The sequence below is a fragment of the Paramagnetospirillum kuznetsovii genome (assembly GCF_003284725.1).
In the GTDB taxonomy this organism is placed as follows: Bacteria; Pseudomonadota; Alphaproteobacteria; order Rhodospirillales; family Magnetospirillaceae; genus Phaeospirillum; species Phaeospirillum kuznetsovii.
Genome location: NZ_PGTO01000003.1, coordinates 98,248 through 119,313 on the forward strand (window position 1 = coordinate 98,248; position 21,066 = coordinate 119,313).

Genomic DNA, 21,066 nt, shown 5'->3' on the forward strand with positions numbered 1-21,066 from the left:
TCGCCCGCACTGAACCGGCGTCGTGTCCGACGGCCTGCGTATCGATAAATGGCTGTTCTTCGCCCGCTTCTTCAAGTCGCGGTCACTGGCCGCTACCATCGCCGAATCGGGCGAGACCATCTTGAACGGTCAAGTGGTAAGCAAGGCGGCACAGACGGTCAAGGCCGGGGATGAGCTGATCTTCTTCACCGGCCCCAGGCGGCGGCGTGTTCGCGTTCTTGCCTTGGGCACGGCCCGCCGCCCCGCCCCGGAAGCGCGGACATTGTATGAAGAGCTGACCTGACCCTGCTGGGATGGTGCCATGCCGAATTTATTGAGACTTCTCACGGCCATCCTGTTCATGCTGGCCACCGGCGCGCTGGCCGAGTGTCCGCGCGACAAGACCAACGAATGCGATGCGCGATCGCCGTGGTATGCCGCCAATGTCGTCCGATTGGCCACGGCCAATCCCAATTCCAGCGATACGTCGCGCTTCACCCTCAGCATCCACGGCCAGAACACCCTGACCATCGATCTGGATAATCGGGACCAGGGGCAGGCGCAGCAGGGCACGGTGACGCTGGTCGAGGGCCGCGCCATGCTGACGCGGGGGCTGACGCTACCAAAAGGCAAGGAAATCGATGCCCTGGATGCGCCGATCCTGACCTATCAGCTCTTGATCACCCTCCTCAACCGGTCGCTTCCCGACGGCCCCGATAGCCTCGCCGGGTCGCGAAAGGTGGACCTCGCGGAAACGGAACGCCCCATCCAGCTAGCGACCAACAGCGCCTCCATCGAGCTTCGGCCGCCGTGGAAACTGACCGGCACGGTGTCGCGCCGCAACAGCGAGACATTGGACTACGCTCTCGTCCTGACCTACGCGACGAAGTCGGGCGCGCATGTCATGTCGCTGGACGGCGATTGGAGCAAGCTGCGACAGCCTCCGCCGTTCGATGACTCCATGCCGCTGGCGGGCTGGCGATATCACTCGCTTGGGGTCGTGGTCTATCGGCAGGACGGCGCCACGGTGCTTGATTACACCGATCCCTCCCATCCATCCCCTTTGTCCACGCTGGGCGAACTCCGCGCTTCCATCATCGCCCAACACGCCAAGCCGTGAGATGGACCACGCCGACCATCCGATCCTTCGCCGCAGAAGCCTCGCCCTCGCCCGCCCGCCCCAGCAGGACGAGGTCGAGCGGGCGGCCGCCTTGGACGGCGTGATCGAGGCGCGGGCCGATGGTCCGCGCCTAAGGCTCGGCTATGACCTGCGACGGGTGACCTTGGGCGAACTGACGCCCCGCCTGCGCGCCCAGGGGCTGGAACCGTCCGACAGCCTGCTGGCCCGCCTTTGCCGTGCCTGGGGCGCTTTCCAGGACGACAACCGGCGCGACCAATCCAAGATCGTCCATCAGTGCTGCAACGTGCCGCCCGCCAAGAAATGATCCACGACCTCGAAGAGAGGGGAATCGCACACCCCCCCCTTATTGCCGCCAGGCAGCGCAACGATGAGTCCCAAGATGGGAAATATATTTTTTATACATCTTCTTTTAGGTGCATTTAATTGTAGGAGAATATTAAAGCCGGAATTAGCATGCCAATGATGCCACCTAAGTGTGGCGAGACCCATGGCTTGGCGAAGCGCTAATTTCGGAGGGTTTGATGGCTGATCGTTCCGATAGTGGAATTGGAGAGGGGCTGACCCCCACGGTGTCTGGAGTGAAATGGGGGCATTTCCACCAAACTACGAATGTATCTGAGACTCTATACCATGAGTGGTTCCCGCCGCAGATACAAGGACCACCTGGAAACGGGCACCAAGACTGGAGTGCGCAGATATCACGTGAATACTATATTTACGAAGACTTTGGGCACGGCAATGACGAATATCTTGTCGTCTATCGGGAGGATGGAATCATCACTCCGGGCCAACTCATCAGTGAAAAAATACTGACCGGTGGCGACCATGATTCCCCCCTCTGCGGCGATCTCTGCAAGGGCTATTTCCACCATAAAATCGAGGCATTCGTTGCGCCCAGCCTTACGGGCGACGGCGTATCCCTGACCAGTTCCTCGCCATCGAACGCGAACAACGTCACCCGGGTCGATAATCAAGTGGTCTCCACATCCTCCGATTCCATTTCCATCGGCGGCAATGGCGAAGGGCCGACCGGCGATGTTTCCGTCAGTACCAGCACCCAAGTCTGGCATGGCGTCTCTTTCGATCTGACGGATTGGAATGTGCTTGAACAAACCGATGTCGGGGCGCGGAAAGCCGCCTGGCTGTATTACCAGGGCCAAGCCTGGGACGGGCGAGCGGACCTGACACGCGATTTCTCGTGGTGGGAAGCGGCCTATAATGTTGGCGGAGGATGGGACGACGTAAAGCTTCCACCGTCCCTGTCAAGAACCACTCTAAAATACCACAATACAGCGTCGTGGCGTTTCAAGCGTCGATTGACCGCCCCCGATGGAAGCCTGCGGGTGTCATTCTCCGGTGGCGCGAATGTATACATGATCATGATTGCCATGCCGCAATTCAGAAACATTGGGCATCATCAGGCAACACCTCGAATAATGCCGATTAACTGGAATGATCAATTCGATATTGTCGAATGGGCGAACAAGAAGTGATGCCCATGCCTTCGACCAAACACTCTGAATCGACCCGCGATTGATGGGGGGAATATTCCATGCCGTTCTATCCGAATGACGGAAACGCGCCTTGCTCGATTTGCGCCGAAGTCTTCCCGGCCCTGTATCAGGTTCCGGGAGACTGGCACGCCGAAACCGCTCCCGGCGCGGGCGGGGCGGCCGCCATGCCGCTATGTTACAATTGCTTCGACCGCCATACAGATGTGCGGTTGCAGATACAGGAGACCGCGACCTGCCCCACCTGCAATGGCGAGTTGCAGGAGGCTGATCTTGATGCATGCATTGCCGATCTCCAGAATCCGGGACTGCACGGACTGCCCCCCGGCATCGACCTCCAGGCGCTCGCCCCCAACGTGGTCTTTGCGGATGAGGCCCAACAATTGGAGCAGGAAGAACAGGAGCTGCATGAGCACGAAGAGCAGGAGCACGAGGAGCACGAGCACGAGCACGAGCACGAGCACGAGCACGAGCAAGGGCGTGCGGGGGCAATGCTGAGAATGGCCAAGCAAATGCTGGCTCCCGCCAAAACCATCCCCCCGAAGGATTCGGCCAAGGCGACGACGCTGAAATCCAAGAAGGGGGTTTAGCGTTCGTGTCGCTTCCAGACCCAGCCCGGACAATCGTGGTGCCGCCCGCGAGCCATATGACGGTTTTGTTTCAATCTCCGGTTCAACCCTCCCCCGCCATGGTGTAGCCTATTCGAAAGGCATGCCGCCGCGACACAGGGGGAGGGCGTCATGAAGGCATTGAAGTCAGACAGCGTGTTGGGCGACATCTGGGGCGGCACCGCCGCCATGCTGGTAGCCCTACCCTCCGCCATCGCCTTCGGCGTCACCATCTTCTCGGCGCTGGGCAGCCAGTTCGGCGCCCAAGGCGCGGTGGCGGGCATTCTCGGCACCGTGGCGCTGGGCCTGCTGGCCCCCATGTTCGGCGGCACCAACCGGTTGATCAGCGCGCCCTGCGCCCCCGCCGCCGCCGTGCTGTCGGCCTTCGCCATCGAATTCATGGGGCGCGGCGGCAGCCCGGAACTGGGATTGCTGTTGCTGGCCCTGATGGGACTGCTGTCGGGCGGCCTGCAACTGATCATGGGCGGGCTGAAGCTGGGCGGGCTGATCAAATACATGCCCTATCCAGTGGTCAGCGGTTACTTGAGCGGCGTCGGCATGATCATCATCGGCAGCCAGTTGCCACGCTTTCTCGGCACCCCCAAGGGGGTCAACTTTCTCGGCGCCCTGACCTCGCCCGGCCTGTGGCGTTGGCAGGGCATGGCGGTGGGCGGCGCCACCATCGCCGTCATGCTGCTGGCACCCAAGGTGACCAAGAAGGTTCCAGCCCCGGTTCTGGGGCTGGTGGCAGGCATCTTGACCTATCTGGCGCTTGGCCTGTTCGATCCGGCGCTGATGACCCTGGCGGGCAATAGTTTCGTGGTCGGCGCCCTGGGCGGCGGCGGCGGCGGATTGCTGGAGACCTTTTCCGCCCGCTGGTCGGCCCTGGGCGATCTGGGGTTCGGCGCGCTGCGCGATCTGGTGGTTCCGGCCCTGACCCTGGCGGTGCTGCTGTCCATCGACACGTTGAAGACCTGCGTGGTGCTGGACGCCCTGACGCGGACCCGCCACGATTCCAACCGCGAGCTGATCGGCCAGGGCCTGGGCAATCTGGCTGCCGCCGCCCTGGGCGGCGTTCCCGGCGCGGGCACCATGGGGGCCACCCTGGTCAACATGTCCAGCGGCGCCACCACAAGACTTTCGGGCCTGATCGAGGGCATCGCCGCCCTGATCGCCTTCGCCCTGCTGGCCAACCTGATCTCGTGGGTGCCGGTGGCGTCGCTGTCGGGCATATTGCTGGTGATCGGCGTGCGCATGATCAACTGGAGCAGCCTCGGCTTCCTGAAATCGCGCTCCACCATTCTCGACTTCGCCGTCATCCTCGCGGTGATCGCCTGCGCCCTGTCCATCAGCCTGATCGTGGCGTCCGGCGTCGGCGTGGTCCTGGCGGTGTTCCTGTTCATCCGCGAACAGGTGCACGGCTCGGTGGTGCGCCGCATCGCCTCGGGCGACCAGACCTTCTCCAAGCGGGTCAGGGTCCAAGATGAAATGGACATCCTGGCCGAACGCGGCAACCAGACCGCCATCGTCGAATTGCAGGGCAGCCTGTTCTTCGGCACCACCAGCCAGTTGTTCCACGCCCTGGAAGCCGACCTGAAGACCCGCCGCTACCTGATCCTTGACATGCGCAGGGTTCAATCGGTGGACATCACCGCCGCCCATATGTTGGACCAGATCAAGGACATGCTGGGCGAGCGCCATGGCGTGCTGATCTTCAGCCAGATTCCCAAGCATCTGCCCAGCGGCAAGGACATGGAGCAGTATTTCGACCAGTTGGGACTGGTGCGGTCCGGCCATCCCGTGCGGATGTTCGGCGAGGTCGACGAGGCCATGGAATGGGCCGAGGACCAGATCATCGCCGAGGCCGCCTTGCCCGATAACGAGGAAAGCCTGCTGGAACTTCCCGATATCGAGCTGTTCAAGGACCGCAAGAAGGAAACCCTGATCGAGCTTGAAAAGAGCATGGAGACCCGGGAGGTCAAGGCGGGCGAGACGATCTTCTCCATCGGCGATCACGGCGACGAGCTGTTCCTGATCCGCAAGGGAACCGTGCGCATCGTCCTGCCGCTGGCGGGCGGCCATGTCCGTCATCTCGCCACCTTCGGCAAGGGCTCGTTCTTTGGCGAGATGGCCTTCCTGGACGGCGAGGCCCGCTCGGCCGAGGCGGTGGCCTTCACCGACGCCCATCTCTACGTGTTGTCGCGCAAGGGCTTCGACGCCTTCGCCGACGCCCACAAGAAGGTCGGGCTGACCCTGATGGAGGGGCTGGCCAGCGTGCTCGCCAGCCGCCTGCGCTACACCAATGCCGAATTGAGGGCGCTGGAGGGCTAAAATCCTCCTCCCCAATCCATCGCTGTTATCACTATGATCCGGCGGGGTGTCTCGCCCCGCGGAGGAGTCCATGTCCGACAGCCTGCTGATGCGCGGCTATGTCTTCGCCGGCATGATCATCGTGATCTGGACCGGCTTCATCCTGGTCACCCGCCTGGGCGGCACCGGCACCCTGACGCCGTTCGACATCGGCGCCATCCGCTTCGGCACCGCCGTCATCCTGGTGCTGCCCCTGTGGCTGCGGGCCAAGCGGCCGTCCCTGCTGACCCCGAAAGTCATCGCCCTGACCCTGACGGGCGGGCTCGGCTATACCCTGCTGACCTATTCGGCCTTCCGGCTGGCTCCGGCCGCCCATGGCGGCATCCTGCTGTCGGGCTTCCAGCCCTTCGCCATGCCCATCTGCGCCTGGGCCATCATGGGCGAACGGCCGTCGCCGCTGCGCTGGGCCGGAATGGCCGTTATCGCCCTGGGCGCCGCCACCCTGGCCTATGAGGTCTTCCAGGCCGACCAGTCCACCCTGGGCGGCGATCTGATGTTCGTGGCGGCCTCGGTCTGCTGGGCGCTCTACACCGTGCTGGCGCGGCGCTGGCGGATCGCGCCCTGGGAGGTGACCGTCAACGTGGCCATGCTGGCCGCCATCGTCTATCTGCCGATCTATCTTCTGGCCCTGCCCAAGCGCATCCTGGAGGCCGGAGCCGGTGAGATCCTGCTCCAAGTCGCCTATCAGGGCGTTCTCGCCGCCGTCATCCAGATGGTGATCTATATGCGGGCGGTGGAACTGCTGGGCACGTCGCGCATGGGCATGCTGGTGGCCCTGGTGCCGCCGCTGGGCGCCCTGGCGGCGGTGCCGGTGCTGGGCGAGCCGCTTACCCCCATGCTGATCGTCAGCCTCGCCCTGGTCTCGGCGGGCGTCCTGGTCGGCAACGCCAATCCTTCACTGCTGCAAAGGTTCCGCTGATGCCCTATGTCAACATCAAGATCACCCGCGAGGGCGCCACGCCCGAGCAAAAGGCCAAGCTGATCCAGGGCGCCACCCAGTTGCTGGTGGACGTGCTGGGCAAGAACCCCGCCACCACGGTCGTGGTCATCGACGAGGTGGACACGGATAATTGGGGGGTCGGCGGCGAGTCCATCACGGTTCGGCGCAAGAAAGGCCTGTAGCCGTGAGCCGCCAGGTCGAGGATCTGGAAGCGATTTTCCGGGCCGCCCTGCGGCGGGTCGATCCCTTCCGCATGATCGCCGACCATGTCCGCGCCGAGGGGAAGCGCCTGGTCATCGACTTCGACGGCTATCGCCATGAGGAGAATCTGAGCCGTTATGACCGGATCGTCGTCATGGGCGCGGGCAAGGCCTCGGCCCGCATGGCGCTGGCCTTGGAGCAGGTGCTGGGTGACCGCATCACCGAAGGCCTCGTGGTGGTGAAATACGGCCACGGCGAGACGCTGTCGCGGATCAAGGTGATGGAGGCGGGCCATCCGACGCCGGACGCCCAGGGTGTCCGGGCGGCCCAAGCCATGGCCGACATGGCGCGCCGAGCCGACGGGAAAACCCTGGTCGTCACTCTGATCTCGGGCGGCGGCTCGGCCCTGCTGCCCGCCCCCTTGAGCGGCCTCGGCCTGGACGACAAGCAGGCGGTCACCCGTGCCCTGCTGGCCTGCGGCGCCGATATCGGCCAGATCAATTGCGTGCGCAAGCACCTGTCCACCCTGAAGGGCGGCCGCTTGCTGTCCCTGCTGGCCCCCGCCCGCAGCCTGAACCTGATCCTGTCCGACGTGGTGGGCGACCGGCTGGACACCATCGCCTCGGGCCTGACCAGTCCCGACGACACCAGCTTCGCCGACGCCCTGGGCATCATCGACTCGTTCGATCTTCGAGACCAATTGCCCGCCGCCGTGGTCAAGACCCTGACCCTGGGAGCGGACGGAGGCATCCCCGAATCCTTGAAGCCCGGCGACCCGGCGGCCGCGCTGTCCGCCAATATCCTGATCGGCACCAACCGCACCGCCCTGCTGGCCGCCTGCGAAGCGGCGCGGGCGCGGGGCTATGCGGTCACCGCCCTGACCAGCAGCCTGACCGGCGAGGCGCGGGAGGTGGCCAAGCTGCTGTTCGCCGTCGCCCGCGACACCCGCGACGGAGGATTGTTGACGACGCCGCCCGCCTGTATCATCGCGGGCGGCGAGACCACCGTCACCCTGAGGGGATCGGGCAAGGGCGGCCGCAATCAGGAACTGGCGCTGGCGGTGCTGGCCGAAATGGCCCGGGAGCCCGGTCGTGGCCGCCGCATCCATGTCCTGTCGGCGGCCACCGACGGCGGCGACGGCCCCACCGACGCCGCCGGGGCCTTCGCCTCGGCCGAATTGCTGGAAGCGGCCGAGCGGGCCGGGCTGTCGTGGGACGCGGCCTTGCGCGACAACGACGCTTATCCGTTCTTCGACCGGCTCGGCGGATTGCTGAAAACCGGCCCCACCATGACGAATGTCTGCGACCTGCAGATTACCTTGGTGGACGAGGGTCCATGACCGATTGACCGGCAAGAGTGTTTGATTTTCCCGGCAGTTATTGCCGGTCTTCGGGGGAAGGCCGGACGTCTCGGAAGCTCCTCGCGACCCAGTCCCATTTGAAAACAATGCGGTACGGGCATCGCCCTGATCTGGCATGATTTCTGCGAAGATCCTGGCAAGGACCGCGTCCGCCAAAGCAATCCGGCGGCCCGTCGATCGGAGACCTTGCCATGACCACCAGCGTTTCGGCCTTGCCATCCTCGTTGGCCGCCCTGCTCAGCCAATACAGCAGCGGCTCGACCTCCAGCGCCAATTCGCAATCCGGCGACGCCGCCACCACCGGGCACGCCCTGCCGTCCGGCCGCGGCGCACTGGGCAGCGACCCGGCCTTCACGCTATCGCTGGGGCAGCAGGACGCGGGCAATGCCCTGATCGGATATAATCGGCTGGCCCAGTTGGGGAAATCGTTCGAATCCGACATGGCCGCGCTGGACCATCCGCTCCAGGCCGCCCCCGGCGCCGCCGGATCGGTCGCCGTGGAGGTCAAGCAATTGGCCACCGCCCAAGAGCTGATCAGCGGCCCGTTCGGCGATCCCGACCAGGTTTCGCTGGGCAGCGGAACCCTGACCATCGAGGTCGGCACGGTCGATCCCGAGAGCGGCGCTTTCGTGCCGGGCTCGGACCCGCTCTCCATTCCCATCGCCAGCGGCTCGCTGAACGATATCGCCGATTCCATCAATGCGTCGTCGAGCGGCATCCGCGCGAGCGTGGTGGAAGAGAATGGCGGCTTCTCCTTGCATCTGGCCGGAGACACCGGCGCCGCCAGCGCCTTCAAGATCACCGGCATGGCCGAGCTTGACTACGACCCGGCCAAGCCCGACCTGTCGTATCTGGCGACGGTCCAAAATGCCACCGACACCCTCTACTCCCTCGACGGAGAGGACTTCACCTTTGGCTCGAACACCGATGTGCCCGTCGCCATGGGCACCCGTGTGGATTTCAGCGGGCTGGGAAGCCTGAGCGTGGCGAAATCTCCGCTGCCCGACGCGGCGAAGTCGCTGATGGACGCCTTCAACGGCATACAGAAGTCCATCGCCTCCATGGCCGGCAAGGACGGCAAACTGGAAAAAGACGTCAACCTTGCCGCCGGTCTGTTCAAGTCACTGGGTGACGCCGCCACCGCCAGCTATAGCGACGCGGGTTCGTTTACTCAATTGGCCGATATCGGCATGACCCTCCAGCCCGACGGAACCTTCGTCGTCGATCAGAAAGCCCTGGACGCCGCGGTCGCCAAGGATCCGACCGGGGTCGAAGCGCTGATCAACCAAGTCTCGGCCGCCCTGTCCGATGCCATGAAGCCTTATACGGGAAGCAATGGCAGCCTCAATTCGCAGGTATCGCTGTTGAGCGCCCTGATGATGCACAACGGTCCCTCGCTGATCGACTACCTGACCGGTAATGGCGCCAGTCAACAAGGCGGCCTGGCGTCCTATCTGGGGGGTGAACAGTCCACCGACACCTCCGGCGGCCAGAAGGATCTGTTGTCCTATCTGGACGGCAGTTCCGCCTGATTCGGGAGTGGCGCTTCCGACGACAATGCTGCTGTGCTTCGCGGGGGGCTCCCATGCAGGGAGGACACGATGAAGTTTAAGCCATTTGTCATAATATTGGGTGAGCCTCAACCGAGAGAGGAGGGCCGAATGTTAGAAAATCCGAACGCCGTCGCCTTGGCCGTCGGCACCCATCTCGCCAATGATATTCTTCAGGTCATCGCGCCGCGTCCAGGCAAGGAAGTCCGCCAGGGCTTCGTCGAAGCCGTCGGCCCGGCCCGCCCCATTTGCCTCGATGACACAGGATGGTGCGATCACTACGGCCATCGTCATCTTGACGTGGATGTGGAACGCCTCTGAAGCCTTGTCACTTCGTGCCGCACCGAAAGCGCCGCCGGTCATCTGGGCGGCGTTTTCGTTTCGATACGCCGAGCCCGAATGAATGGGTCTCCTGACGTAAGCGCATGATGGTGGCGGACTAGCGATTGCCGCCCAAGGCGCTTTTCAGACTGGTGATCTCGTCGGCTCGCTGGCGCAAGCGGCGCGACAGCGTCTCGATCAACATCATGGCAACCTTTTCCGTCTTGGCCAGACGCGATCGGAACACCGTCCCACGAATGATCAAAAGCTGACAAGGTTCGATGGCACGGACGGTTGCCATGCGCGGCAATCTATCGATCACCGCCATCTCGCCGATCAATTGGCCGGGTTGGGTGAGATCGAGAAACATCTCGTTGCCCGACGGATCGGCCTTCAGCACCTGGACGAGACCGCTTTCCAATACGAAAAAGGTGTCGTCGGAGGGATCGCCCTCCTTGAACAGGAAGTCCCCCGCGTCCAGGCGGGTAAGGGTCTTGCGTCCTTCCTCGTCCTTGTCGTCGGCGGTATCGGCGATGCCGTTGAGGAGATTCCTCGCGGCCAGAAAGCCGTGTTCGCGCAGAGCCTTGTCCACGGCCTCCACCTGATCGCAGGAATTTCCCGCACGACGGCAAAGTTCGATGGTGGCGGCCAGTATCTCGGAGAAATCGGTGATGTCGCCCGCCCGACCGTTCAGCTCGCGCCCGGCGGCGCGGGCCAACAGCCGACTTTCGGCGATGCTGGCGAAGCGGATGCCCTCGGGGGCCACATAGATGGACTTGGTTCCGAAGCCGCATCCCTTGATGCCGCTTTTCCAACAATACTCCAGCAGGTTCGCCATGATCCGCATGATGTGCAGCGCGCCCTGGGCGGTCAGGCCCTTGTCGGTCGCCAGCATATCGAGGCGGACCCCCTTGGCGGTGGCGGTGACCAGATAGGATGGGCCGGTCTGCGATGGAATCTCAGCCAGCGCCGGCAGCAGGTTGGGATGGGAGACGCGGGCGCCCTCGCGCACATCCTCGACCAGCAGACCGGGGCGGAAGCCCGCATGACCCGGAGCAACCTCATAGAGGGAAATCGCCCGGTCGGCGAAGGGATCGAAGCCGGAATAGACCCCCCCCAGGGGAAACGTCGCCGGTTCGCCGAGAATCCGATAGCGGTCTAGGATTGCTTGAGCGACAGTCACGCGCGATCTCCATTCTCCATTTGCCGCCCAGCTTGACCCAGAGCAAGGCCACTGGCAATTTCGTAGTTCAGATCGGCACCGGAGTGATTGTCGAATGGGCGCCGCCAAAACCAACTTCGATGTTCAGTCCTTTGCCGACGACCACTGGACCTCCGTCGAGCAACACCCCAACGAGGATTCCGCCAAAGCGGCGGCTCAACGTCTGTTCGCCGCGTCCATCTGCATGGGCGTTCGCATCGTCCAAGAAACCGTCTTGGACGACGGCGCCGTGGACGGTGAGGTGATCTATAGCGAAATCCGTGACATCACCGAGGCCAATCTAGAAATTGTCGCCATCGACGACGCCCATATGTGCGCCGATATTTATGATTTCTACGGCATCGAAAGCCGCATGACCATCAGTCGACTGTTGCGCCGCTATATCGACAGGGTCTATCTCACCCCCACCGAGTTCCTGCACAACTACCGCGCCCTACAAAACATCAAGGCCTATGGCAATCTGCTGAAGGCCGGGGCCGAGCGGGTCGCCTCGTTACAGGGCAAGATGCCGGGACATCAGGTCTCTACCCGCCTCGATAAGATCTACGACGTCGTCACCAAGATCACCCAACGGGTTCACAAGGTCGGCGAGAGTGGTGGACTGCCCGCCATGGTCGGCCACAAATTCGTCGATCAGATGGATGCGGCGATAGCATCGGCCCCGGCCGGGCGCGAGGATTTCCCCGCCCTGGTGCTGCTGTGCCGCGATCTGGTCCAGCACCGCTCGTGGCTGGCCAAGTTCGAGCGACTCGCCAAACTGGCGGGCCCCGACCCGCGCGAGGACGTCCTGGCCTTGATCGACGGTGTGGTGGCCGACCTGTTGTACCTGCCGTCCGCCTTCGACGATATCGTTGGTTTCCAGCGCAACATGGGGCATTTGCTATGCACCATCGCCGATCTGTGCAACGGCGAGTTCAATGCGCAAAAGTCCGAGGCAAAGGAACAGCTGGCGCTGTTCATGCCGCTTTTGGCCGCCGGTAAGATGCCGCAGACCCATGCCGTCTTGCTGGACCGCCTCACGCGCCAGATCACCAGTTCTCAACCACTCGACCGTTATGATCCGGCCCGAGAGCGCGATACCTTCAAGGCGGTGGCCACGCGCCTGCGCAAGGGCGGCGAGGTTCTGGGCGGCACATTGGTTGCCGATGCGCTGAGCAAGCGCGAGATATCGATGTTCGGGCCGGGCGGCATCGCGACGGCGGCCAAGGCGGCGGCACCGGCCGCCAAGCCCGATCCGCGCCGCATGGCCGCTCAGCTGGCCGAAATGGTCGCCCAAGGCGCCGAGGTGCGGACCTTTCCGCCCGGCAGCTTGATCTTCCGCGAAGGAGACGCCCCCGATCACGGCTATATGATCGTGTCCGGCCAGGTGGAAATCATCACCATGCATCGCAAGCAGCTTGTCCTGCTGGCGCGACTGGGCGAGGACGCCTTCTTCGGCGAACTGGCGCTGTTCAGCCCCATGAAGCGGACGGCGACGGCAACGACCCTGGAGGGCTGCCAGTTGCGGGTCATCGACATGCGCGAAATGCAAAAGAGGATCGAGTCGCTCGATCCCTTCTGCCAATACTGGCTTCAATATCTGGTGGGCCGCATCACCGATCTTTCGGCGCGCGTCACCAAGAGCAACAAGGGCGCCGCGGCATGAGCACGGTCAATCCAGAGGCCATGGAAGCCATGCTCGACCGTCTGGTCTTCCAGGCGGGCGACATAATTTTCGAGGAAGGCGACCCGTCGGAGACCGCCTTCATCATACGTTCCGGCGCTGTCGATATCGTGAAACGCAATCCCGGCGGCGACGTGGTGCTGGTCAGGCTGACGGCGCCCAAGGCGTTCGGTGAACTTTCCCTGATCGACAATTCACCGCGCAGCGCCGCCGCCATCGCCGCCGAGAAGACCGAATTGATGGTCATCACCGCCGAGAAGTTCAAGGCGAAGATCTCGGGGCTCGATCCCTTCATGCACAACTGGGTACTGTTTCTCAAGCACCGCATCCTCGACCTGTCCAGCCGAGTGGAAGAGTAGCCTTCCCTATTTGTCCTTCATGGTGACCACGTCCGAGGTCTCGCCGTCGCGCAACCGTTCCAGATGGAAGGCGATGCACGGTTCCGTCTGGTCCAGTGTCTCGAAGGCCCGAAGCGCTTCGGCTCCTCGTCCCTCCGCCATCAGGGCGTAGGCCGCCAGATAGCCACGCCCGGCGCCGCTGGCCAGCCAGTCGTCGGATACGGGCTCGTTGACCGCGAGGGGATGGGACTTGCCCTTCAGCATGAAGCGCCCCAGGGGCCGCAGCCCAGTCATTCCCGAAGCGGCGACGCTGGTCTCCGACACGCAAACAGCCGAGCCAAAATACTTATTCAGCCCCTCGACTCGGGACGCGGTATTCACGGAATCGCCCACCGCGGAATACTTGAAGCGCTTTCCCGATCCGAAATTGCCGATCAGTGCGGTACCGGTATGCACCCCAATGCGGGTGATGCCCCAGCCGCAGGCCTTCACATGATCCAAATTGCGGAACCGCAGGGAAAATTCCTCGATGCGTCGGGCGCAGTCGATGGCCCGCCGGGCATGATCCGCATGGGAAACCGGAGCGCCGAACAGGCAGAACACGGCGTCGCCGATGAAGTCCACCACGGTGCCGCCTTGGTCCATGATGATGCCGCACACGCCGTCGAAATACTGGTTCAGAATGGCGCCCAGCACCGGCGGATCGGTCTGTTCCGTCACGGTGGTAAAGCCGGCCACGTCGGTGAACAGGAAGGTCATTTCACGGCGCTCGCCCCCCAGTGTCAGCCGAGAGGGGTCACGCACCAGTTCTTCAACGATGCTGGGCGACATATAAAGCCCGAAGGCATCCTTGATGAATTGCTTCTGCTGGCGCTCCTGGCGCCCTCCCAGGGTTTCGGCCAGCCAAAGGGCGCTGGTCAGGGCCAGGCTGGGCATCAGCAGCGGAATATTGATTCCGGTCCTGGCGAAGGCGAAGAAGCCGCCGACCCACACCAAAACGAACAGCCCCCCGGCCAACCCCGCCTTGATTCCCACGCCGAAGGGCAGTCGGGATATGGCGATGGCCGCGATAGCGACCACGATGCATAGGAGCAGCTTGAGACGGGGATCAATGCCATCGCGATGGCGGCCGTCCAGCAATTGCGCCAAGGCATGGGCATGAATGACCACGCCGGGCGTCAATCGGCCGCCTTCCCCGGCACCCACCGAGAACGGGGTGCGATGGCGGTCGGTCAGGCTGAGATCGGAGCCAATCAGGACAACCTTATCCTTCAGCCAATCCTTGGGCATCAGCTTGACCGTATGGGCGGGAAACTGGCGAAACGGCGGAACATCGGCCGCGGGCTTGCCGTGCCATGATATTGGCTGAGCGACCGGATTGAGGCCGGGATACAGCTTGGACGCCAGGGCCAGGGGAAGTCCGGGAATGAAACCGTCCGGCGATGGGCGGCCAGCGAACATCTCGCGGACCGACTGATCATAGGCGTCCTTGTGCAAGGTGGCGTAGCCGCGCATGGCGAAGGGAATGAATTCGTCGAGATACTCCCGCTGATCCTCGTTCAGCCCTTCCTCGGCGCCGATATAGCTGGCCACCACCGGCATTCTCATCCGAGCCAAGGTATCGCGCAGTTCGGCATCCTTCGCCGGTTCCGACGCCTGATCGAACAGAATGTCCACTCCCACCGCCTTGACCCCCGCCTTATCCAGGCTATCGAGCAATTCCGCCAGGAAATGGCGGTCCACCGGCGAACGGTAGGGAAACATCTGCAGCGTGTCCTCGGTAATGGATACGACCACGATGTCGGGATGCTGGGGTTCAGGCGGCAGCAGCGTCGCCACCCGGTAGTCGGCGGTCCAATTCTCCACCATGGCCATGAACGGCAGGTATTCGGACAGAAGAAAGGCGGCCAGGACCGATATGGCGGCGACCGCCCCATGCCCCAGCCAGATTTTCATCTTCGCCATGTCATTGCGCTCCGTTGACCAACGCCCTCGCTTGGGCGCCGCATCCCAATTCCAGCAGCCAGGCGGCGCGGGCTGCGTCGGTGCCCAGGCTGGCGGGCACGGCATGGATGGTGACCGCCACCGAACTGGTTCCGAGGGCGAGCAGATAGGCCTTGCCGTTGTGCAGCGGCAGCGAGGCGGGCAAAGCCAGCCGGTCCTCGCCAGCAGGCCACGGCGCTTTCGCCCGCCACGATCGATCGGACGGGGAAATTTCGATCTCTGTCTCGCCAAGGGCACCGAGGCCACGCCACAGCACCACCTCGCCGCCCGCCATGACGCAGTGGTCGCCGCCGTGACGCACATCCACCAGCCAGGGCTCCGGCGGTGGTGGTCGCTCGTCGCCGCCGCTGCGCACCACACCAGCCGACGTGGTGTCGGCGGCCTGGGCGGTCATCAGGCCCTTCAAGGATTTGGCCATGTCCGCCTGGGCCATTTGCACCTCGGCGGCCGGGGCCGCCTCCGACGGTCCCTTCAGTTTGATGGTCCGCCCGTCGGCGGTGACCAGAACCAGCTTTTGCCCCACCGCCAGACTCAGCGGCTTGGCGCCATCAAGAACTTGCCCAGGCGCCAGTTCGATGCCTTTCGCCTCGACCACATAGACGTCCACCGCCTGGGCAACCCGGGGAGTGGCGAGGATCATGGCCGCCAGCAGGGCAGCTTGCCAGGGCTTGCCGAGTCTCATGGACTTGCTCCCGCCATGGTTCCGCCGATCAGGGTAAAGCCAGCCCAGTGAACCGGATGGGCGGTGGCCCGGTTGTCGAGAAGATCCAACTGCGCTTGGCGAAGGGCGGCGTCGAACCCTTCCGTCGCCACGGCGGCATTGCGCTCGAAGGCGCGCGTCATCAATTGGGTGGTGGACGCCGAGGGAACCGGCCAATGAGACGCCAGAACCGAACGGGCGCCAGCATGAAAAAAGACGTCGGCCAGACTGGACAGGGCCTCGCCGCCGAAGCTTCCCCCCGCCGAAGCGGTATTGCAGGCGGACAGAACCACCAGATCGGCATCCAGGCGCAGGGCGGCGATCTCGCTGGCCTCCAGAAGTCCATCCTCGGCCTTGACGGTGGCCGGGCTCGGCGGCGGGCTCAGGGCGAGGCCCGGTTCCGACTGACACTTCAATTCGGCCGGCAGCAGGCCATGGGTCGCGAAATACAGCACGCGGTATTGGTCGAGCGCCTTGCCGCGAAGAGCGCTTTCGGTAGCGGCCCCATCCAGCAGGATATCGCCGGACGATGCCTTCAAGACCCGTCCGACCGCGTTCAACTCGGTGGCGGTATCGGGCAGCGGCGCCAGTTGGCCCAGCATTTGGGCGGGCAGCGGCCCGTCGCTGCGGCAATGATCAGCCAGTGCCGAAGCTCCCCTCTGCCCGCCTCCGCTAAAGCGGGGATTGCCGATGCCCAATAACGGACGTGTCGCTTGGGAGGTTCCCGCGTGACGGCGCATGGAGACCAGAGCGCCCACCGACGGCCATTGGGCGATGGCGGCGTGGCGGACCAGCCAGTCGGCCTGGGCGGGCTCCACCGAACTGGGCGGGCCGACCACCAGGGCGGCGGACGGCAGGCTGGCAAGGGCTCCGGCCGGAATCACCATCAGATGGCGGGCGGTGCCGAGGATCGGCCCCAACGGCGCGAACAGCTTGCGATACAGCGAATGGGCCAGCATCAGGTCATAGCGCCCCACCCGCCCCTCGTGCACCGCGATGCCCTTGCGCAGATCGGCCACGTCGGTCGCAAGCTCCGCCTTGGTAATGGGTAGCAAAGCCGCCCGGATGTCGTCGGCCGTGACGGCCACTGCCAAGCCGAAATCGTCGCCGAAGGCAAAGGCGACCACGGCCTCGCCCGGCTTCAGCGCCGTCCGCAGACGGGCAACGGTAACAGGAGCGGGATTGGACAGATTGGCATAGTCAGGGAAGGCAGTGCGCAGATCCACATCCAACTCGGCCATCCGCGTAACAGCCAGACCGTACTGCTCGGCCAGCCAGCTTTCCCGATCAAGATCCCGTTGCTCGCTCGGCCGGGCTGCCTCGGTGGCCAGGGACAAGCGGATTTCGTCGCGTCGGCGCTGACTGTCCTGGCGCTCGGCGACCATCTTGGCGATGCGCTCGTCTCCGGCGGCAAATTTCAATGCGGCGTGGGACACCGTATCGGCTTGCTGCCCGGCCTGGACCATTTGCAGGACAGAAAATACCTGATCGAGGAGGGCGGGACGGTCGCCGCCGTGCTCCGCCACTTCGAGGGCAGTCTGGATAAATGGCGCCACTGCTTCGAAGCCGAGGCGCAAGCCTTCCGGCGAGCGTCGCGACAGCATGGCGAATTCGGCGCGGAAATCCTCCATGGCCTCGCCGTAGCGCCCCTGATCGGCGTGAAAGCGGCCAAGAGCGGCCAGGGCCAGGATGGTGGGCATGCCGTCGTTGAACAGCCGTTGGCTGGTAGCGACGGCCTCCTTCAGCAAGGGCTCGCCTTGCGCCGCCCGCCCTTGGCGGCCATAGACCTCGCCCAAGGCTGCCAAGGCCCGCACCCGCCAGCCGCCGGGCAGGCCGACCGTCTTGTCGGTAATGGCAAGCGCCTCGGCGGCGGCGATCTCGGCCGTGGCGAGATCATTCAGCTTGAGAGCCATGGCCGCTTCCAGCAGCAGGCTCTGCGCCTGGTCGCCCCTCGCCAGGAATCCGTCCATCAGCCCGCCCCTGGCCCCGACCGCGCCACCATCGGCGACGACCATGGCTTGCCGCGCCAGAGTGGCTTGCCGCGCCAGGGTCCGCGCCTCCGCATAGCTGTGGCGATTGGCGGCATCCAATGCCTGATAGCTCAGCAGGCGCGGCACGTCGTGGGGAGACACTGACTTGCGCACCAGCGGCTCGGCACGGCGGAACAGTTCCCCCGCCTCCACGAAACGCCCCTGGTTGCTCACTTCCAGGGCCAGATGCATCAAGGTGTCGCCCAATCCGGGATCGGTCTCGCCGAAGACCTTGCGCTGCACGTCGAACGCCCGCCGATAGGCTTGCTCGGCACCGACATGATTGCCCATGCCGTTGTTGAGCCGCGCCAATTCGGTCAGATCGCGATAGCCCGCGGCCAGGGCCGGATCGAACAGGGCAGATTTGCTCGCGGGCTTGTCGCGACGGGGATTGACGGCGGTTTGGGCGGCGCTCGGCGGGGCCAGATGAGCGATGGCGGCTTCAAGCGCCGGCTGATTGGCGGGCACGCCCTCGGCCTGGATCAGCAACTGGCCCCGAATGGCGGCCACGGTAACGGCTGGCCAGCCGCCCTCCCGCGCCGAGCATAGGGCCACCAGCACGTCGCCGCCGTCGTCGGATGTCACCCATTCCCCAGGCTGACAGGACAATCTGAACGCCATGTCGGCGGTGATCGGGCTGTCGGCGACGGCCTTGGCGGCGGCCTCCCTGGTCGGCGCCGCCTCTCCGGTCCAATCGGCTCTCACCCGGCCACCGGCCAGGGAGGTTGGCCCGCAACGGACTTCGATCGGGGCCGGAACGCGCGGATCGGCCGAGATGGGGGCGCGAACCTCGCCACGGCAATCCTGCCCCAGCAAGTCCTTGCCCAGCAGAACCGAATCGTCCGCCCAGGCAAGTCCGGCCGACACAAATCCCAAAGCGGTCAGGGCGACGAGGCGGCCGATTGCTACCACAGCGCCGGATTCCCAAAGCTTGAGTAGCGCTGGCTCACGCCGGGAATGTCTTGGTTGCCAGCGGGCGCCGCCGGAACCTCGCGTTGCAGCAGGCCGGGAATGACCTGGGCCACGGCCGGTTTGGCAGCAGGCTCCTTGCGGGGACCGTCGCGGCCACCGCCGGGCTGGGGTGGACCGCCGGGACGGCCGCCTTGCTCCGCGCCCTGCGCCCCGGGCTCGCCGGGCGGCCCGAAGGCAGACTCGCTCGCTTCGCCCGCCAATGCGTCGCCCCCCCCGGGCCCTTGTCCCGGAGCGCCGCCACCCGGACCGGCTCCGCCCAGCACATCGCCTGCCCCCACTCCGCCGGGCGGAGGCGCACCCATGCCTTGCGGTCCGGGAGCGACCGATCCCGGAGGCGGAGGCGGAGGCGGAGGAGGCGGTCGGGACGCTCCGGGTGGCGATCCGCCTCCCGCTGGGTTGTTGAGGGTGACGGTACCCGCCCCGGCGGTCAGCACCGCGCCGTTGTTGATCACGGTGCGGGTTGCGGTCACCGAAATGTTGCCGCCGGTGGAATTGATGGTAGGAGCGCCGCCGCCGCCCAGGCTGACATCACCACCCGACAGGCTAATGTTTCCTCCCGCCGTGGTGGCGGTGGAGTAATTGAGTACGCTGGCATTGCCGGCCGAAATGCTGACCGCGCCGCCGGTCGTGATGGATGAGCCGTTCTGGCCGGTGAAGTTGCCACCGGAATTGATCGTCAGGGAGTTTGTTGCTCCCGTATTGATGGCGACGGTGTTCATCATCGTGATATTGCCGCCTGCCGAGGTCGATAGCGAAACGGCGCCACCACCGAGCAAGGCGACGATCTTTCCGTCGGTGATGGAGGATGCCGGTCCGCCCACATTGGGCGTCAGCGGATTTCCCGCCATGTTGACAGGAGATCCGCCCGCCGCGCCGTGCGTGATGTCGAAGTCCAGCGGATCGAGCAACAGGGAGCCGGAGCGCCCCGATGAGGCCGTGCGATCCACGCTGCCCTCGAAGGCCAGATAGCTCTTGCCGGAAACCTCCACCGCACCGCCATCACCGCCCCCGGCCCCGCCCCTCACGCTGACGAAGCCATAGGCGCGAGTGGTCCCATCGGACCAGACCACCACTTGACCGCCATTGCCCCGGTCGGTGGCGTCGGCCACCAATGTCGCGGTGGGCGCAAGATAGGTCACGCTGGAATTGGACTCGGGGCCTTCGCCATGCCAGTTGCCTCCCGCCAGGATCGTGCCGCCACCAGTCGCACCGGATGCATCGATGCGCGCACCATCCATGATGCCGACCGTCTGGCCCAGAACCTTGACGGTACCGCCGGTCTCGCCGCTATTGGCCCCCACGGCCTGCACCTGGCCGGTTACCGAGACGATGCCGGTAGCGCCACCGTCGAACACGATCTCGCCATTCTTGGCCGAGACCGAGTTGGCTTCAACCAGGCCGCCGACATTGATGACGTCGCGCGTCACCGCGTCGATGGACCGCGCCGCGATCAACACTTGGCCGCCAGCAACTTTGATGAGTCCGCTATTGGTGGCCACAGCCCCCACCGCCGCCTCGCCGACCTGATAGCGCAGCAGTCCGTCACCATTGACGTCGACGTTGAAGGTCTTGGCGGCGCCCAGGGCGGCGGCGCCCTGCGGCGCGCTGATCTGACCGGAATTTTCCACCTGGACCGCCGCCAGGATCACCGTGCCGGTCGGCGCGGCGGAAATGACCCCGGCATTGCTGACCGCCCCATTGGCGGTGGGCGCCGAAAAGGCATAGCGCGCCGCCAGGAAGTCGGCATTGGCGATGCTCGAGGTGGTGGCGACAAAGCTGCCGACGCTGATACGGCCGGAACTGCCGATCTGAATACCGTTGGGATTGACGATGAAGACGATGCCGTTGGCAAGCAGTTGCCCGTTCAGGCTGGACATGGAGCCGCCGATCACCCGGTTGAGGATGCTGGCCTGGGCGTTCGGCTGGGTGATGCGGACGATCTCGCCCGCTCCGATGGAAAAGCTGTTCCAGTTGATGACCAGCTTGCTGCTCTGCTGGATGATGTTGAGGGTATTGCCGCTCTGGGTGATGGTGGCCTGGCCGCTGACGACGCTGCCGTTCTGCGGCGCCGCCTCCGCGACCAACGCCGGAACCATGGCCAAGATTGTGCTGGACAGAAGCAGTGGACGTCGGCCGAAGACGAGCAAGGCGTTCAT

At 64.6% G+C, this 21,066-nt stretch carries 18 protein-coding genes; 13 read left to right on the forward strand and 5 right to left on the reverse strand.

From position 1 onward, the window contains the following. Positions 1-22: 22 nt before the first annotated feature. The 11 genes from CU669_RS05390 to CU669_RS21040 all read left to right on the forward strand — a co-directional run bounded on the left by CU669_RS05390 (position 23) and on the right by CU669_RS21040 (position 9,981). Complete coding sequence (locus CU669_RS05390; protein ID WP_112142803.1) at positions 23-283, forward strand: RNA-binding S4 domain-containing protein; 261 nt, start codon at positions 23-25, stop codon at positions 281-283. Positions 284-301: 18 nt separating this feature from the next. Further along, positions 302-1,099 (forward strand): hypothetical protein, encoded by a 798-nt coding sequence (locus tag CU669_RS05395; RefSeq protein WP_112142804.1) that lies wholly within the window; start codon positions 302-304, stop codon positions 1,097-1,099. A gap of 1 nt (position 1,100) precedes the next feature. Next, positions 1,101-1,424, forward strand: coding sequence for a hypothetical protein (locus tag CU669_RS05400; RefSeq protein WP_112142805.1), 324 nt, complete (start codon positions 1,101-1,103; stop codon positions 1,422-1,424). Between the two features lie 217 nt (positions 1,425-1,641). Then, on the forward strand, positions 1,642-2,613 hold the full coding sequence (locus CU669_RS21035) for a hypothetical protein (RefSeq protein ID WP_146747675.1): 972 nt from the start codon (positions 1,642-1,644) through the stop codon (positions 2,611-2,613). 59 nt (positions 2,614-2,672) lie between these two features. Then, on the forward strand, positions 2,673-3,221 hold the full coding sequence (locus CU669_RS21550; RefSeq protein ID WP_192884582.1) for a hypothetical protein: 549 nt from the start codon (positions 2,673-2,675) through the stop codon (positions 3,219-3,221). A 150-nt stretch (positions 3,222-3,371) separates the two neighbouring features. Continuing rightward, positions 3,372-5,570, forward strand: coding sequence for an SLC26A/SulP transporter family protein (locus CU669_RS05415; protein ID WP_112142808.1), 2,199 nt, complete (start codon positions 3,372-3,374; stop codon positions 5,568-5,570). 70 nt (positions 5,571-5,640) lie between these two features. Further along, complete coding sequence (locus CU669_RS05420; protein WP_112142809.1) at positions 5,641-6,528, forward strand: DMT family transporter; 888 nt, start codon at positions 5,641-5,643, stop codon at positions 6,526-6,528. Continuing rightward, on the forward strand, positions 6,528-6,731 hold the full coding sequence (locus CU669_RS05425) for a 2-hydroxymuconate tautomerase family protein (RefSeq protein ID WP_112142810.1): 204 nt from the start codon (positions 6,528-6,530) through the stop codon (positions 6,729-6,731). Before CU669_RS05420 ends, CU669_RS05425 begins: the two co-directional genes overlap by 1 nt. A 2-nt stretch (positions 6,732-6,733) precedes the next feature. Next, a complete protein-coding gene (locus CU669_RS05430; protein ID WP_112142811.1) occupies positions 6,734-8,089 on the forward strand; it encodes a glycerate kinase type-2 family protein in 1,356 nt (451 codons plus the stop codon). Positions 8,090-8,301: 212 nt separating this feature from the next. Continuing rightward, on the forward strand, positions 8,302-9,642 hold the full coding sequence (fliD, locus tag CU669_RS05435; protein ID WP_239988558.1) for a flagellar filament capping protein FliD: 1,341 nt from the start codon (positions 8,302-8,304) through the stop codon (positions 9,640-9,642). A 129-nt stretch (positions 9,643-9,771) separates the two neighbouring features. After that, positions 9,772-9,981 carry a hypothetical protein gene (locus CU669_RS21040; RefSeq protein WP_146747677.1) on the forward strand — a complete coding sequence of 70 codons (210 nt, stop codon included), beginning with the start codon at positions 9,772-9,774 and terminating at the stop codon, positions 9,979-9,981. A gap of 118 nt (positions 9,982-10,099) precedes the next feature. Here the strand turns inward: CU669_RS21040 and CU669_RS05445 are convergent, their stop codons facing one another. After that, entirely contained in the window at positions 10,100-11,164 is a 1,065-nt protein-coding gene (locus tag CU669_RS05445) for a Crp/Fnr family transcriptional regulator (RefSeq protein ID WP_112142813.1), read from the reverse strand. A 94-nt stretch (positions 11,165-11,258) separates the two neighbouring features. On the opposite strand from CU669_RS05445, the gene CU669_RS05450 reads away from it, so the two are divergent. Both CU669_RS05450 and CU669_RS05455 read left to right on the forward strand, forming a co-directional pair. Next, positions 11,259-12,848: a Crp/Fnr family transcriptional regulator gene (locus CU669_RS05450; protein ID WP_112142814.1), complete on the forward strand. Its 1,590-nt coding sequence runs from the start codon at positions 11,259-11,261 to the stop codon at positions 12,846-12,848. Next, the gene (locus CU669_RS05455) at positions 12,845-13,225 is read left to right on the forward strand and encodes a cyclic nucleotide-binding domain-containing protein (RefSeq protein WP_112142815.1); all 381 of its coding nucleotides are present in this window, start codon (positions 12,845-12,847) and stop codon (positions 13,223-13,225) included. Before CU669_RS05450 ends, CU669_RS05455 begins: the two co-directional genes overlap by 4 nt. A 6-nt stretch (positions 13,226-13,231) precedes the next feature. Here CU669_RS05455 and CU669_RS05460 read toward each other — a convergent pair whose 3' ends face one another. Genes CU669_RS05460 through CU669_RS21975 form a run of 4 tightly spaced genes read right to left on the reverse strand, consistent with a single transcriptional unit; the run spans position 13,232 to position 21,066 of the window. Continuing rightward, positions 13,232-15,169 (reverse strand): CHASE2 domain-containing protein, encoded by a 1,938-nt coding sequence (locus CU669_RS05460; protein ID WP_161539590.1) that lies wholly within the window; start codon positions 15,167-15,169, stop codon positions 13,232-13,234. A 1-nt stretch (position 15,170) separates the two neighbouring features. Beyond that, positions 15,171-15,890 carry a hypothetical protein gene (locus tag CU669_RS21320; RefSeq protein ID WP_161539591.1) on the reverse strand — a complete coding sequence of 240 codons (720 nt, stop codon included), beginning with the start codon at positions 15,888-15,890 and terminating at the stop codon, positions 15,171-15,173. Next, on the reverse strand, positions 15,887-18,850 hold the full coding sequence (locus CU669_RS05465; protein ID WP_112142817.1) for a CHAT domain-containing protein: 2,964 nt from the start codon (positions 18,848-18,850) through the stop codon (positions 15,887-15,889). Before CU669_RS05465 ends, CU669_RS21320 begins: the two co-directional genes overlap by 4 nt. Further along, positions 18,844-21,066: a two-partner secretion domain-containing protein gene (locus tag CU669_RS21975; protein WP_112142818.1), complete on the reverse strand. Its 2,223-nt coding sequence runs from the start codon at positions 21,064-21,066 to the stop codon at positions 18,844-18,846. The genes CU669_RS05465 and CU669_RS21975 overlap by 7 nt, the downstream gene beginning before the upstream one ends.

Coding starts and splice junctions, on each gene's coding strand:
- CU669_RS05395 (WP_112142804.1), top strand. CDS start 302: ATGCCGAATTTATTGAGACTTCTCACGGCCATCCTGTTCATGCTGGCC.
- CU669_RS05400 (WP_112142805.1), top strand. CDS start 1,101: ATGGACCACGCCGACCATCCGATCCTTCGCCGCAGAAGCCTCGCCCTC.
- CU669_RS21035 (WP_146747675.1), top strand. CDS start 1,642: ATGGCTGATCGTTCCGATAGTGGAATTGGAGAGGGGCTGACCCCCACG.
- CU669_RS21550 (WP_192884582.1), top strand. CDS start 2,673: ATGCCGTTCTATCCGAATGACGGAAACGCGCCTTGCTCGATTTGCGCC.
- CU669_RS05415 (WP_112142808.1), top strand. CDS start 3,372: ATGAAGGCATTGAAGTCAGACAGCGTGTTGGGCGACATCTGGGGCGGC.
- CU669_RS05420 (WP_112142809.1), top strand. CDS start 5,641: ATGTCCGACAGCCTGCTGATGCGCGGCTATGTCTTCGCCGGCATGATC.
- CU669_RS05425 (WP_112142810.1), top strand. CDS start 6,528: ATGCCCTATGTCAACATCAAGATCACCCGCGAGGGCGCCACGCCCGAG.
- fliD (WP_239988558.1), top strand. CDS start 8,302: ATGACCACCAGCGTTTCGGCCTTGCCATCCTCGTTGGCCGCCCTGCTC.
- CU669_RS21040 (WP_146747677.1), top strand. CDS start 9,772: ATGTTAGAAAATCCGAACGCCGTCGCCTTGGCCGTCGGCACCCATCTC.
- CU669_RS05450 (WP_112142814.1), top strand. CDS start 11,259: ATGGGCGCCGCCAAAACCAACTTCGATGTTCAGTCCTTTGCCGACGAC.
- CU669_RS05455 (WP_112142815.1), top strand. CDS start 12,845: ATGAGCACGGTCAATCCAGAGGCCATGGAAGCCATGCTCGACCGTCTG.
- CU669_RS05460 (WP_161539590.1), bottom strand. CDS start 15,169: ATGGCGAAGATGAAAATCTGGCTGGGGCATGGGGCGGTCGCCGCCATA.
- CU669_RS21320 (WP_161539591.1), bottom strand. CDS start 15,890: ATGAGACTCGGCAAGCCCTGGCAAGCTGCCCTGCTGGCGGCCATGATC.
- CU669_RS21975 (WP_112142818.1), bottom strand. CDS start 21,066: ATGAACGCCTTGCTCGTCTTCGGCCGACGTCCACTGCTTCTGTCCAGC.